Consider the following 12,760-nt stretch of genomic DNA (forward strand, 5'->3'; position numbering starts at 1 on the left):
GCGCCCGCGCCCTCCCGGTTCGGCGCCGCCGTGCGTCAGGGGACCGGAGGGGCGCCCGCGGGGGAGCGGGGCACACTCGCCCGGACCTCCCACTGGCCTGCTGCCGTCGCACCGGACGAGAACGTCCCGTCGAGCGCCTCGACACGTTCCCGCAGCCCGATCAGACCGAGCCCGCTCCGGCCCCCCGCCGGGCTGCCGGTACGCCGCTGCGCCCCGCTGTTGGTCACCGTGACGTGGAGCCACTCCGGATCCGCGTCCAACCGCACGACCACCCGCCCGCCCGGAGCGTGTCGATGCACGTTGGTGAGGGCCTCCTGGACCACCCGGTACACCGACGTCTCGACCTCCGGGCTGAATCTGCTCGTACGGGCCGCCGCGGAGGCTTCCAGCCGTGCCGCGGGCGCGTCGGGCTGCCGCCGCGAGAACTCGGCGACGAGGTCCCCGAGTTCGGAGAGCAGGTCCACCGGGCGCAGGGCCGTGTGGCTCTCCTCGCGCAGCACCCGCACCAGGCGCCGCATCGACTCCAGGGTCTCCGTGCCGGACCGGGCGATGGCCGCCAGGGCCGGATCGACCTTCTCGGGCGCCGTCGCGCAGACCGTCCGGGCCGCGTTGGCCTGCACGATCATGCCCGTCATGTGGTGGGCGATGAGGTCGTGCAGATCCCGGGCCAGCGCAAGGCGTTCGGCGTACCGGACGTCTTGGACGGCGCGCTGTCTGCGGGCCTCCAGCGCGCGCAGGGAGCAGCCGATGAGGACGCACAGCGCGAGCGCGACCGTCAGCACGTAGCCGCCGCCCACGAAGGAGGACAGCGTACGAAAGCGCAGCGGCAGCATCAGCACACCGGCGGCCAGGACGGCACCGGTCCATGCCGCGGTGTGCGTGGGCTGCGCCTCGGCGAGCACCCGGACGATCAGGAACAGCAGTGCGAGGGTCTCCAGGAAGCCCCAGTCCGTCGTGTCCGGCGACACGAACAGGCACACGCCGGTCAGCGCGATGGACATGACCGCGACGCTCACCGACCGGATCGTGAGCGAGGGCGTCCAGCGGGTGTCGGGCAGCGCCAGCACGGCCAGCGGACCGGTGACGAAGACCGGCAGCCAGCGGGTGGGCGCGTTCGAAGGCACGGGTTGGCGCAGTACGGCGAGGTCGGCCACCCAGGTCAGGACCAGGGCCAGCACTGCGGCGGCGGAGATGAGGCGCCGTACCCCCGGCGAAAACGGAAGCTTCCAGTCCACGCCGGCCAGCGTAGAAAGCGGCCTGGCCCCGCGGTGTCGGCCGGATGACCGACACGGCGCGGCCCAGCCCATACCCACGTCTGACGCGGCCGCCGCGCGGGTCGACGCAGCATGGGTGCGGGGCATCGGCGTTCCCCCGGCGCCGGTGCCCCGAGACCCCGTCGACGGCGACGGGGTCCGCGCGAGCAGGCGCCGCCCCCGTACCTCGCCGATGCATGCGCTCCTTCCCCTCCCTCATCGCACGTGTCGACGTTTCGGAGCTTGTCTTCCTCATGGCTACATTCCTGCACCGGCTCGGCCGGGGCGCCTTCACCCGCCGTCGGCTGGTCCTGCTGCTCTGGGCGGTCGTGCTGGGCGTCGTGGGCATCGCCGCGGCCAACAGCAGCGGCAGCGGCAACTCGACCATCACCCTGCCCGGCATCGAGGCACAGAAGGCCTACGACCTGCTCGGCGAGAAGTTCCCCGCCGCCAACGCCGCCGGGGCGAGCGCCCGCGTCGTCATCAGGGCGCCCCACGGGGAGAAGCTGACCGGCGGCGGCCCCCGGGCCGAGGTCACCGCGCTGGTGAAGGGGTTGCGGCACTCCTCGTCGCGCGTCGCCTCGGTCACCGATCCCTTCGCCGCCAAGACCATCAGCGCCGACCGCGGCACCGGCTACGTCCAGGTCACCTACGCGGCCAAGGCGGCCGAACTGACCGACGCGGACCACCGGCACCTGGACGACGCCCTCGGCGCGGCACGCGACCAGGGGCTGACCGTCGAGGCGTCCGGCAGCGCACTGGCGCCCGCGAAGTCCGCCGGCTCCTCCGAGGCGATCGGGTTCGTGCTCGCCGCGGTGATCCTTGTCGTCACCTTCGGCTCCTTCGCCGCGGCCGGCATGCCGCTCGTGACCGCCCTGGTCGGCGTCGGCACCACCCTCCTCGCCGTGACCGCGCTGACCAGCGCCTTCGACCTCAACAGCAGCACCGCGGGCCTGGCGTCCATGCTCGGCATCGCGGTGGGCATCGACTACGCCCTGTTCATCGTCTCGCGCTACCGCTCCGAACGAGCGGCCGGCCACGACGCCCGAGAGGCCGCCGCACGCGCCAACGGCACCGCGGGCTCCGCCGTGGTCTTCGCCGGGCTGACCGTCGTCATCGCCCTGGTCGGCCTGGGCGTGGTCGACCTGCCCGTCCTCACCGCCATGGGCCTGGGCGCCGCCGGTGCCGTCGTCGTGGCCGTCCTGGTCGCCGTCACCCTGGTCCCCGCGCTGCTCGCCTTCGCACCCGAACGAGCCCTCGGCCGTGCCGGTCGCAAGCGGACCGCCGGCACCCCGCGCACGAGCGCGAAGCCGCCTCGTGGAGAGCGCTGGGCGGCCTTCGTCCTGCGTCGGCCGTGGAAGGTCCTGCTCGTCTCGGTCGCGGGCCTGGTCGTGATGGCCCTGCCCACCGCCAAGATCCAACTGGGTCTGCCCGACGACGGGTCCAAGCCCACCTCCAGCACCGAGCGCAAGGCCTACGACATGCTCGCCCAGTCGTTCGGCCCCGGCTTCAACGGACCGCTCACCGTCGTCGTCAGCGACACCGACCCGGCGGTGGCCGAGCAAGCCGTCGGCGAACTCACCGCCGGCATCACCGGAATGAAGGACGTGGCCACCGTCGCCCCGGCCACGTACAACCCGGCCGGTGACACGGCGATGGTCACCGTCGTCCCCAAGAGCGCGCCCGCGAGCGGTGCGACCAAGGACCTCGTCCGCGACATCCGCGCCCGGGCCGCGGACACCCGCGCCGCCACCGGCGCCGAAAGCCTGGTGACCGGCGCCACCGCGATGAACATCGACATCGCCCAGAAGTTCGGCAACGCGATCGTCCCCTACCTGCTGGTCGTCGTCGGCCTGGCCTTCCTCGTCCTGATGCTCGTCTTCCGCTCCGTCCTCGTACCGCTCAAGGCGGCGCTCGGCTTTCTGCTGTCCGTACTGGCCGCCTTCGGGGCCATGGTGGCGGTCTTCCAGTGGGGCTGGTTCAAGGGCCTGCTCGGCGTGCAGACCACGGGGCCGATCATGAGCCTCGTGCCGATCTTCACGGTCGGCATCGTCTTCGGCCTCGCCATGGACTACCAGGTCTTCCTCGTCACCCGCATCCGCGAGGCTTACGTCCACGGCGCCGGCCCCCGCGAGGCGATCACCGAGGGGTTCCGGCACAGCGCCAGGGTCGTCACCGCCGCCGCGCTCATCATGACCGGCGTCTTCGCCGGTTTCATGACCGGCGACGACGCCATGCTCAAGTCGCTCGGTCTCGGTCTGGCCGCCGCCGTCGTCTTCGACGCCTTCGTCGTCCGTATGACGATCGTCCCCGCCGTCCTCGCCCTGCTCGGCACTCGCGCCTGGACACTTCCCGGCTGGATCGACCGCAGGCTGCCCCATGTCGACGTCGAGGGCGAGGGACTCGCCCCCGCCGCACCCGCGGCCCGCGAACCCGTGGTGACGGAAGCCGGGGTCACCGGCGTTCGCTGAGCCGATCGATGCGCCCGCACGCGTGTGCGGGCGCATCGCCGCAAGGGGCCACGAAACCCCGACGAACCCCCGGGAGGGAATCCATGCGCAAAGGCCCGGTCCTCGTCGTCGCGGCGGTCGTCGCCCTGCTGCTCCTGTCGCGGCATGCCCGGCAGCAGACGGCCGGGCTTCCCGACCTGCGCGGGATGACCCTGCGCGGGGCGCAACTGGCGGCCCGAAGCGCGGGGTTCCGTCAGATCGCCGCCGAGGGCGCGCTCGGCCGCCACCGCGTCCCGCTGCTGAGCACGAACTGGACGGTGTGCTCACAGCGGCCGGCGCCCGCGCGCCACAGCCTGACCACTCTGGTCACCGTACGTGTCGTGAAGACGGACGAGGCGTGCCCGCGACAGCGGCCGACCCCGCGGGCTCAGCCGCCGTAAGCCCCCGAAGCCGTCAGGCGCAGGGCCGTGTCGATCAGCGGCACGTGGCTGAAGGCCTGCGGGAAGTTGCCGACCTGGCGCTGCAGCCGCGGGTCCCACTCCTCGGCGAGCAGACCGAGGTCGTTGCGCAGCGCGAGGAGCTTCTCGAACAGCTTGCGGGCCTCGTCCACCCGGCCGATCATCGCCAGGTCGTCCGCCATCCAGAAGGAGCAGGCCAGGAACGCGCCCTCGTCGCCCGGCAGGCCGTCGACGCCCTCGTCGCCGCCCGAGGTCGGGTAGCGCAGGATGAACCCGTCCGGGGTGGACAGCTCGCGCTGGATCGCCTCGATCGTGCCGATGACACGCTTGTCGTCCGGCGGCAGGAAGCCCATCTGCGGAATCAGCAGGAGCGAGGCGTCCAGCTCCTGGGAGCCGTAGGACTGGGTGAAGGTGTTGCGCTCCTTGTCGTAGCCCTTCTCGCAGACGTCCCGGTGGATGTCGTCGCGCAGTTCCTTCCAGCGCTCCAGCGGGCCGTCGGCGTCTCCGGACTCGATGAGCTTGATGGTGCGGTCCACGGCGACCCAGGCCATCACCTTGGAGTGGACGAAGTGCCGGCGCGGGCCGCGCACCTCCCAGATGCCCTCGTCCGGCTCCTGCCAGTGGTCCTCGAGGTAGCGGATGAGCTTGAGCTGGAGCAGGGAGGCGTAGTCGTTGCGGGCCAGGCCCGTCATGTGGGCCAGGTGCAGGGCCTCGGTGACCTCGCCGTAGACGTCGAGCTGGAGCTGGTGGGCGGCGCCGTTGCCGACCCGGACCGGGGCGGAGTTCTCGTAGCCGGGCAGCCAGTCCAGCTCGGCCTCGCCCAGCTCGCGCTCGCCGGCGATGCCGTACATGATCTGCAGGTTCTCCGGGTCGCCGGCGACCGCGCGCAGCAGCCACTCGCGCCAGGCGCGGGCCTCCTCGCGGTAGCCGGTGCGCAGCAGGGACGACAGGGTGATCGCGGCGTCGCGCAGCCAGGTGTAGCGGTAGTCCCAGTTGCGCACCCCGCCGATGTCCTCCGGCAGGGAGGTCGTCGGGGCGGCGACGATGCCGCCGGTGGGGGCGTAGGTGAGGGCCTTGAGGGTGATCAGCGAGCGGACCACGGCCTCCCGGTACGGCCCGTGGTACGTGCAGTGCTCGACCCACTCGCGCCAGAAGTCCTCCGTCGCCTCCAGCGAGGCCTCCGGCTCCGGCAGCGCCGGCGGCTCCTTGTGCGAGGGCTGCCACGAGATGGTGAAGGCGATCCGGTCGCCGGGGGCGACCGTGAAGTCGGCGTACGTCGTCAGCGACTTTCCGTAGGTCTCCGCCTCGGTGTCGAACCACACCGAGTCCGGCCCGGCGACGGCCACCGTGCGGCCCTCGTGCTTGTGCACCCAGGGCACGACCCGGCCGTAGGAGAACCGCATCCGCAGGGCCGAGCGCATCGGCACCCGGCCGGTGACGCCCTCCACGATCCGGATCAGCTGCGGCGCGCCCTCGCGCGGGGGCATGAAGTCGGTCACGCGGACCGTGCCGCGCGGGGTGTCCCACTCCGACTCCAGGACCAGCGAGTCGCCGCGGTAGCCGCGCCGGGCGGCCGTCGGCGGCTGGGCGTCGGCCGCGTGGGCCGGGCCGAGCCGCCAGAAGCCGTGTTCCTCGGAGCCCAGCAGCCCGGCGAAGATGGCATGCGAGTCGAAGCGGGGCAGGCACAGCCAGTCCACTGTGCCGTCCCGGCAGACCAGTGCGGCGGTCTGCATGTCTCCGATGAGTGCGTAGTCTTCGATGCGCCCGGCCACGTGCAACTCCAGTCGAACGGCCACGTCACCCCCGCGCAGGGGGCTGTCGCTAGTGCGGTCAAGGGGTCGTTGTTGTGCGTCGTTGAGCGGTGAAGCAAAGCAGCCCGCCGAGTCCTGAGGCAAAACGACAGTCTTTGCTCAACGAACTGCCGCGCTCTCGTTGTTCCGGGTGATGCAGGCGGGGGTGTGCCCTCGTTCCGGCCGGGCACGGCAGCGAATGTCCGAGCAGGATACGACGCACGTAGATGATCTGCGTGCCGCTCCGGGCAACCCGTGTAGGCCGAACGGGTGAGCAGCGGGTGATATCCGTGTGACCTGTGCGTGCCTGTGGTGACACATGAGGCGAGCCGTTCTCTGCCCGGATCCGGTGTCCGGCTCCGCCCGGACTCCGTGCCCGGACGAGTACGGAGCGTGGCCGGAAGCCATCCCCTCCAGGCGCTGATACCCTGGTAGCCCGTGGACCGGTGGGCGTGAAACCCCCGAACCGCAGCGACGGCACCCCCGGAGCCCTCCGGGCGGGCAGCCGCACCGCATCACAGACAGCGACCACGGGAGCCCCCTCTTGGCCATGCCGCCCAGTGCTTTTCGATCGAGCACAGCCACGACGACCAAGCACATCTTCGTCACCGGGGGCGTCGCCTCCTCGCTCGGCAAGGGCCTGACCGCCTCCAGCCTGGGCATGCTGCTCAAGGCCCGCGGCCTGCGCGTCGTGATGCAGAAGCTGGATCCGTACCTCAACGTCGATCCGGGCACGATGAACCCCTTCCAGCACGGTGAGGTCTTCGTCACCAACGACGGCGCCGAGACCGATCTGGACATCGGACACTACGAGCGCTTCCTCGACCGTGACTTGGACGGCAGTGCCAATGTCACCACAGGCCAGGTGTACTCGACCGTGATCGCCAAGGAGCGGCGCGGCGAGTACCTGGGCGACACCGTGCAGGTCATCCCGCACATCACCAACGAGATCAAGCACCGCATCCGGCGCATGGCGACGGACGAGGTGGACGTCGTCATCACCGAGGTCGGCGGCACGGTCGGCGACATCGAGTCGCTGCCGTTCCTGGAGACCGTCCGCCAGGTGCGCCACGAGGTCGGCCGGGACAACGTCTTCGTCGTCCACATCTCGCTCCTGCCGTACATCGGCCCCTCCGGCGAGCTGAAGACCAAGCCGACCCAGCACTCCGTCGCCGCCCTGCGCAACATCGGCATCCAGCCCGACGCGATCGTGCTGCGCTGCGACCGCGAGGTCCCGACCGCGATCAAGCGGAAGATCTCGCTGATGTGCGACGTCGACGAGGCCGCCGTCGTCGCCTGCCCCGACGCCCGCTCGATCTACGACATCCCGAAGGTCGTGCACACCGAGGGCCTGGACGCCTACGTGGTGCGCAAGCTCGACCTGCCCTTCCGCGACGTCGACTGGACGACCTGGGACGACCTGCTCGACCGCGTCCACAACCCCGACCACGAGATCACCCTCGCGCTGGTCGGCAAGTACATCGACCTGCCCGACGCCTATCTCTCGGTCACCGAGGCGATGCGTGCGGGCGGCTTCGCCAACAAGGCCCGCGTGAAGATCAAGTGGGTCACCTCGGACGACTGCAAGACCGCGGCGGGCGCCAAGGCGGCGCTCGGCGACGTCGACGGCATCTGCATCCCGGGCGGCTTCGGCGACCGCGGTGTGCTCGGCAAGGTCGGCGCGATCAAGTACGCCCGCGAGAACAAGATCCCGCTGCTCGGCCTCTGCCTGGGCCTGCAGTGCATCGTGGTCGAGGCCGCGCGGAACCTGGCCGACGTCCCGGACGCCAACTCCACCGAGTTCGACCCGGCGACCGCCCATCCGGTGATCTCCACCATGGCCGAGCAGATGGACATCGTCGCCGGTGAGGGCGACATGGGCGGCACCATGCGGCTCGGCATGTACCCGGCGAAGCTGGCCGAGGGCTCCATCGTGCGCGAGGTCTACGACGGCAAGGAGTACGTCGAGGAGCGCCACCGCCACCGCTACGAGGTCAACAACGCCTACCGCGCCGAGCTGGAGAAGAAGGCCGGCATCCGCTTCTCGGGCACCTCGCCGGACGGCAAGCTCGTGGAGTACGTGGAGTACCCGCGTGAGGTCCACCCCTACCTCGTCGCCACGCAGGCGCACCCCGAGCTGCGCTCGCGGCCGACGCGTCCGCACCCGCTGTTCGCCGGCCTGGTGAAGGCCGCCGTCGAGCGGAAGATCGCGAAGTAGTACAAGAGCTGTACGGTGGCCGGGGCGCGCGGATGCGGGAGCATCGCGCCCCGGCCGCCGGTGCACGTGTGGAGGGACAGGGCATGACGATCAAGGACAACCCCGAGGAGTGGGAGATCCGGGCGACGGAGACCCCCTTCGTGGGCAACAAGACCTCCGTCCGCACGGACGAGGTGGTCATGCCCGACGGCTCGGTGGCCCGCCGCGACTACCAGGTCCACCCCGGCTCGGTCGCCGTCCTCGCCCTGGACGAGGAGGACCGGGTCCTGCTCATCAAGCAGTACCGCCACCCGGTGCGGCAGAAGCTCTGGGAGATCCCGGCCGGTCTGCTCGACATCCCCGGTGAGAACCCGCTGCACGCCGCCCAGCGCGAGCTGTACGAGGAGGCGCACGTCAAGGCCGAGCAGTGGCGGGTGCTGACCGACGTCTACACCACGCCCGGCGGCTGCGACGAGGCCGTACGGATCTTCCTCGCCCGGGGTCTGTCCGAGGCCGAGGGGGAGCGGTTCGCGGCGGAGCACGAGGAGACCGACATGCAGTACGCGCGTGTGCCGGTCGAGGAGCTGGTGCGCCGGGTCCTGGCCGGTGATGTGCACAACAACTGCCTGGTCGTCGGCGTCCTGTCCCTGGTGGCCGCGCGCGGCGGCGACGGCCTCGACGCGCTGCGCCCCGCCGACGCCCCCTGGCCGGCCCGCCCCTTCGCGTCCTGAGAACGCACCCGTTCGGCGTACTGGTGTGACGATCGCCTGATCCGATCAGGGGATTCGTCCGCCGTGCTCCTCACGGCACGTCGCAGAGCGTGAACTAGGCTCTTGGACGCCCGTAGCGGAAGATCCGGCGGGCTTGCGCGTGCGGTGGGACGGGAGTGTGGCCCGTGACGGATCAGGTGGTGGACACAGGCGGGGTACGGCTACCGGCACACGAGGGCCCGGATGACCAATTCCTGGGCCGTACGCGGGAGTTGAAGGAGCTGCGCGCCGACATCGAGCGCGCGGGTCTGGACACCCTCTCCGGCCGCAAGGCGCCACGCGCGCGTGTGCTGCTCATCGCGGGCCGTCCCGGCTCAGGGCGGACCGCCCTCGCCGAGGAACTCGTGCGCCAGGTCGAGGACCGCTACCCCGACGGGGTCCTGCGGGTCCGGCTCAGCGAGCCCGACGGCACCCCCGTCCCGGTCGGGCGCGCCGCGCGTGAGCTGCTCGCCGCGCTGGAGCTGCCGGCCCCGGCCGGCGCCGCCGAGGACGAGCTGACCGAGGCGGTGCGCGCCGCCCTCGCCGACCGGCGCACGCTGCTGCTGCTGGACGACGCGGCCGGCGCCGAGCAGGTCGACGCGCTGCTGCCGGATGCCCCGGACTGCCTGGTGGTGGCCGTCTCCTCGGGCCCGCTCACCGGTATCGCGGACGTCCGCCCCTGCACCCTGGGCGGCCTGGACACCAAGTCGGCGGTGGAACTGCTGACCCGCTTCACCGGCGCGGTGCGCATCACGGTCGACCCGCGCGCCGCCGAGAGTCTGGTCGAGGCCTGCCACGGCCACCCGGCCGCGCTCGTCCTGGCCGGCGGCTGGCTCGCCGCCCGCCCCCAGGCCGCCGTCTCCGATCTCGCCAAGCGGCTGCGCACCGTCGCGGACGACGGCACGGACCCCACCCCGCTCGCCCGCATCTTCCGCCATACCCACGACGAGCTGCCCGTCCTCGCCGCCCGGATCCTGCGCCTGCTCCCGCTCGCTCCCGCCGGCCTGATCGACCCGCACACCGCCTCGTCCCTCGCCGGCTGCTCGGTGAGCGCCGCCCGCGCCGCCCTGGACGAGTTCGTCGCCCTCGGCCTGCTGCGCGCGGTGGACTCCCCACTGCCCCAGTACGACGTCCCCGGCTGTCTGCACCCGCTGCTGCGCGCCTGCGCCGACAGCCAGGAGCGGCCCGGTGAGCTGCAGCTGGCCCGGGCCCGGATGCTGGAGCGGACCGTACGGCTGCTGCAGTCCTGCCGGGCGATCACCGAGACGGACAACCAGCAGGCCCGGGAGAAGCTGAACGCGATGCCCCGCGAGGTGCGCTTCCCGAGCCCCCGGGCGGCCGCCGACTGGCTGCGCATCCGGCGGCCCGCGCTGCTGGCGTCCGCCCGGCTCGCGGTCGCCGACGGCGAGCTGGACACGCTCGCCCGCCGGCTGATGTCCCAGCTGGTCAGGGCCATGGTGGCGCACGAGGGCACACAGGCCGCGGCCCCCGACCTGTACGACGTGCACAGCCTGGTCCTCGATGTCGCGAGGCGGCGGGGCCTGCCCCGGGAGGAGGCCGCGGCCCTGCTCAACCTGGGCGACGTGGACGCGCAGACCGGCCGTACACAGGACGCGCTGGCACGATATCGATTGGCTTTGGAGGCCGGACGCAGAGCAAATGACCCGTATGCAGCCGGTCGCGCAATGGAATCCGTAGGTGGCGCGTATCAGGAGCTGGGCGACCACGACCGGGCCGCCGACTGGTTCGGCCGGGCCCTGGCCGAGCGGCTGGCCCGGGGCGAGCGCGAGCCGGCCGCCCGGCTCTACGGCCGGATCGCCACCGCCCACACCTATGCGGGCCGTTACGGCGAGGGCCTCAGGAACTGGCGGGCCGCCGTCGCCGGTTACCGCAGGAGCGGCGATGTCGCCGCCCGTGCGCGGGCGTTGAGCGAGCTGGCCCGGGTGCAGGAGTACGCGGGACGGTTCGCGGAGTCGCTGCACACGTGCCAGGACGCGGTGGAGTGGGCGCGGCGCGCCGACGACGTCCGGCTGCAGGCCGCGCTGCAGCTCAGGCTGGCCGACACGCTGGAGCGCCTCGGTGACCCCGCCGCCGCCCGTCTGCACCGCAGTGCGGCCGAGCGCATGCTGGACCAGGAGGCCCCGAAGGACGACGCAAGCCCCAAACAGGACGCGAATGCCTGCGAAATCCGTAGTACATCGAGTGAAGATTGATGCAATGAAAGGCTAGACACTCGGAACACCTTCATTAGACTGGCTCTGCCGCACGTTCTCCTGCGGTGTCTCCCGGTGTGCTCTGCATGCCTGGGTATGTCATGTAATGCACCCCCCATACCCTCTGAGCCAAGGACCGTGATCGACGTGAAGGTCGGCATCCCCCGCGAGGTCAAGAACAACGAGTTCCGGGTGGCCATCACCCCCGCCGGTGTGCACGAGCTGGTGCGCAACGGCCACCAGGTCGTCATCGAGCGGGCCGCCGGCGTCGGCTCCTCGATCACGGACGACGAGTACGTGGCCGCCGGTGCCCAGATCCTGGACACCGCCGACGAGGTCTGGGCCACCGCCGACCTGCTGCTGAAGGTCAAGGAGCCCATCGCGGAGGAGTACCACCGCCTCCGCAAGGACCAGATCCTCTTCACCTACCTGCACCTGGCCGCCTCCAAGGAGTGCACGGACGCGCTCATCGAGTCCGGCACCACGGCCATCGCCTACGAGACCGTCGAGCTGCCGAACCGCGCGCTGCCGCTGCTCGCCCCGATGTCCGAGGTCGCGGGCCGCCTCGCCCCGCAGGTCGGCGCCTACCACCTGATGCGCGCGGCCGGCGGCCGTGGCGTGCTGCCGGGCGGCGTCCCGGGCGTGACCCCGGCCAAGTGCGTGGTCATCGGCGGCGGCGTCTCCGGCTGGAACGCCACCCAGGTCGCCGTCGGCATGGGCTTCGAGGTGACCCTGCTCGACCGCGACATCAACAAGCTGCGCGAGGCCGACAAGATCTTCGGCACGAAGGTCAAGGCGATCATGTCCAACTCCTTCGAGCTGGAGAAGGCCGTCCTCGAGGCGGACCTCGTCATCGGCGCGGTCCTCATCCCGGGCGCCAAGGCCCCGAAGCTGGTCACCAACGAGCTGGTGGCCCGCATGAAGCCCGGCAGTGTCCTTGTCGACATCGCGATCGACCAGGGCGGCTGCTTCGAGGACTCCCACCCGACGACGCACGCCGAGCCGACCTTCAAGGTGCACAACTCGGTCTTCTACTGCGTCGCCAACATGCCCGGCGCGGTGCCCAACACCTCCACCAACGCCCTCACCAACGCGACGATGCCCTACATCGTCTCCCTCGCCAACAACGGCTGGGTCGAGGCGCTGCGCCGCGACGCCTCGCTCGCCAAGGGTCTCAACACCCACGACGGCAAGGTCGCTTACAAGGAGGTCGCCGAGGCCCACGGCCTGGAGCACGTCGAGCTGGAGACCCTGCTCGGCTGACCCCGACCGACCCTGTGACCTGGTGGGTCGCTAAGTCACCATCAGGTAAAAGGCGATTCGTCAACACGCATCGTCAACACCGCGCGCCCGGCCGGACCTTGCCCGACAAGGTCCGGCCGGATGTGTGTATGGTCACTTTGCGGCTCTCGGTCAACTCGCCTCGAACGTAACCCTTCGACCGATTCGCACACCGGTGAAACCTGCTGTGCGACGGCCGTACGCCCTTGACAGCGGGATGTTTCATTGCCGACACATCCTGCCGGGTCCGGCGGATTGTGTTGCTGCGGACCGCCGACACGCCATAGAGTCGCCAACCGTCGGCATGGTGCCACGCTGACCTTGTCTAGAAGTTTCCTGGTCACCAAGGAGGTAAGACGACTTGTGAAT

General features: G+C 71.2%; 8 protein-coding genes. 6 read left to right on the forward strand and 2 right to left on the reverse strand.

Annotation, left to right across the window (positions count from 1 at the left end; genetic code table 11):
* Positions 1-35 precede the first annotated feature (35 nt).
* A complete protein-coding gene (locus tag AQI95_RS33050) occupies positions 36-1,235 on the reverse strand; it encodes a sensor histidine kinase (RefSeq protein ID WP_067132532.1) in 1,200 nt (399 codons plus the stop codon).
* 272 nt (positions 1,236-1,507) lie between these two features.
* Between AQI95_RS33050 and AQI95_RS33055 the strand changes: the two genes are divergently transcribed.
* Together AQI95_RS33055 and AQI95_RS33060 are read left to right on the forward strand one after the other, a co-directional pair.
* Positions 1,508-3,724, forward strand: coding sequence for an MMPL family transporter (locus AQI95_RS33055; protein ID WP_067132924.1), 2,217 nt, complete (start codon positions 1,508-1,510; stop codon positions 3,722-3,724).
* An 83-nt stretch (positions 3,725-3,807) separates the two neighbouring features.
* Positions 3,808-4,143 (forward strand): hypothetical protein, encoded by a 336-nt coding sequence (locus tag AQI95_RS33060; protein ID WP_067132533.1) that lies wholly within the window; start codon positions 3,808-3,810, stop codon positions 4,141-4,143.
* On the opposite strand, the gene AQI95_RS33065 is transcribed toward AQI95_RS33060, so the two are convergent.
* Positions 4,131-5,933 carry a glycoside hydrolase family 15 protein gene (locus AQI95_RS33065; protein WP_067132534.1) on the reverse strand — a complete coding sequence of 601 codons (1,803 nt, stop codon included), beginning with the start codon at positions 5,931-5,933 and terminating at the stop codon, positions 4,131-4,133. The genes AQI95_RS33060 and AQI95_RS33065 overlap by 13 nt on opposite strands.
* Before the next feature lie 568 nt (positions 5,934-6,501).
* On the opposite strand from AQI95_RS33065, the gene AQI95_RS33070 reads away from it, so the two are divergent.
* The 4 genes from AQI95_RS33070 (at position 6,502) to ald (ending at position 12,373) form a co-directional block, all read left to right on the forward strand.
* Complete coding sequence (locus AQI95_RS33070; protein ID WP_067132537.1) at positions 6,502-8,169, forward strand: CTP synthase; 1,668 nt, start codon at positions 6,502-6,504, stop codon at positions 8,167-8,169.
* An 83-nt stretch (positions 8,170-8,252) separates the two neighbouring features.
* Positions 8,253-8,879, forward strand: a complete 627-nt coding sequence (locus AQI95_RS33075; RefSeq protein WP_067132540.1) for an NUDIX domain-containing protein — start codon at positions 8,253-8,255, stop codon at positions 8,877-8,879.
* A 164-nt stretch (positions 8,880-9,043) separates the two neighbouring features.
* Positions 9,044-11,110, forward strand: coding sequence for a tetratricopeptide repeat protein (locus AQI95_RS33080; RefSeq protein WP_067132543.1), 2,067 nt, complete (start codon positions 9,044-9,046; stop codon positions 11,108-11,110).
* Between the two features lie 147 nt (positions 11,111-11,257).
* Positions 11,258-12,373: an alanine dehydrogenase gene (ald, locus tag AQI95_RS33085; protein WP_159056622.1), complete on the forward strand. Its 1,116-nt coding sequence runs from the start codon at positions 11,258-11,260 to the stop codon at positions 12,371-12,373.
* Positions 12,374-12,760 lie beyond the last annotated feature (387 nt).

It is taken from the genome of Streptomyces yokosukanensis (assembly GCF_001514035.1).
In the GTDB taxonomy this organism is placed as follows: Bacteria; Actinomycetota; Actinomycetes; order Streptomycetales; family Streptomycetaceae; genus Streptomyces; species Streptomyces yokosukanensis.

What these genes read in the sequence shown, in the direction of transcription:
- AQI95_RS33070 (WP_067132537.1), top strand. Translation starts at nt 6,502, where the DNA reads ATGCCGCCCAGTGCTTTTCGATCGAGCACAGCCACGACGACCAAGCAC.
- AQI95_RS33075 (WP_067132540.1), top strand. Translation starts at nt 8,253, where the DNA reads ATGACGATCAAGGACAACCCCGAGGAGTGGGAGATCCGGGCGACGGAG.
- AQI95_RS33055 (WP_067132924.1), top strand. Translation starts at nt 1,508, where the DNA reads ATGGCTACATTCCTGCACCGGCTCGGCCGGGGCGCCTTCACCCGCCGT.
- AQI95_RS33060 (WP_067132533.1), top strand. Translation starts at nt 3,808, where the DNA reads ATGCGCAAAGGCCCGGTCCTCGTCGTCGCGGCGGTCGTCGCCCTGCTG.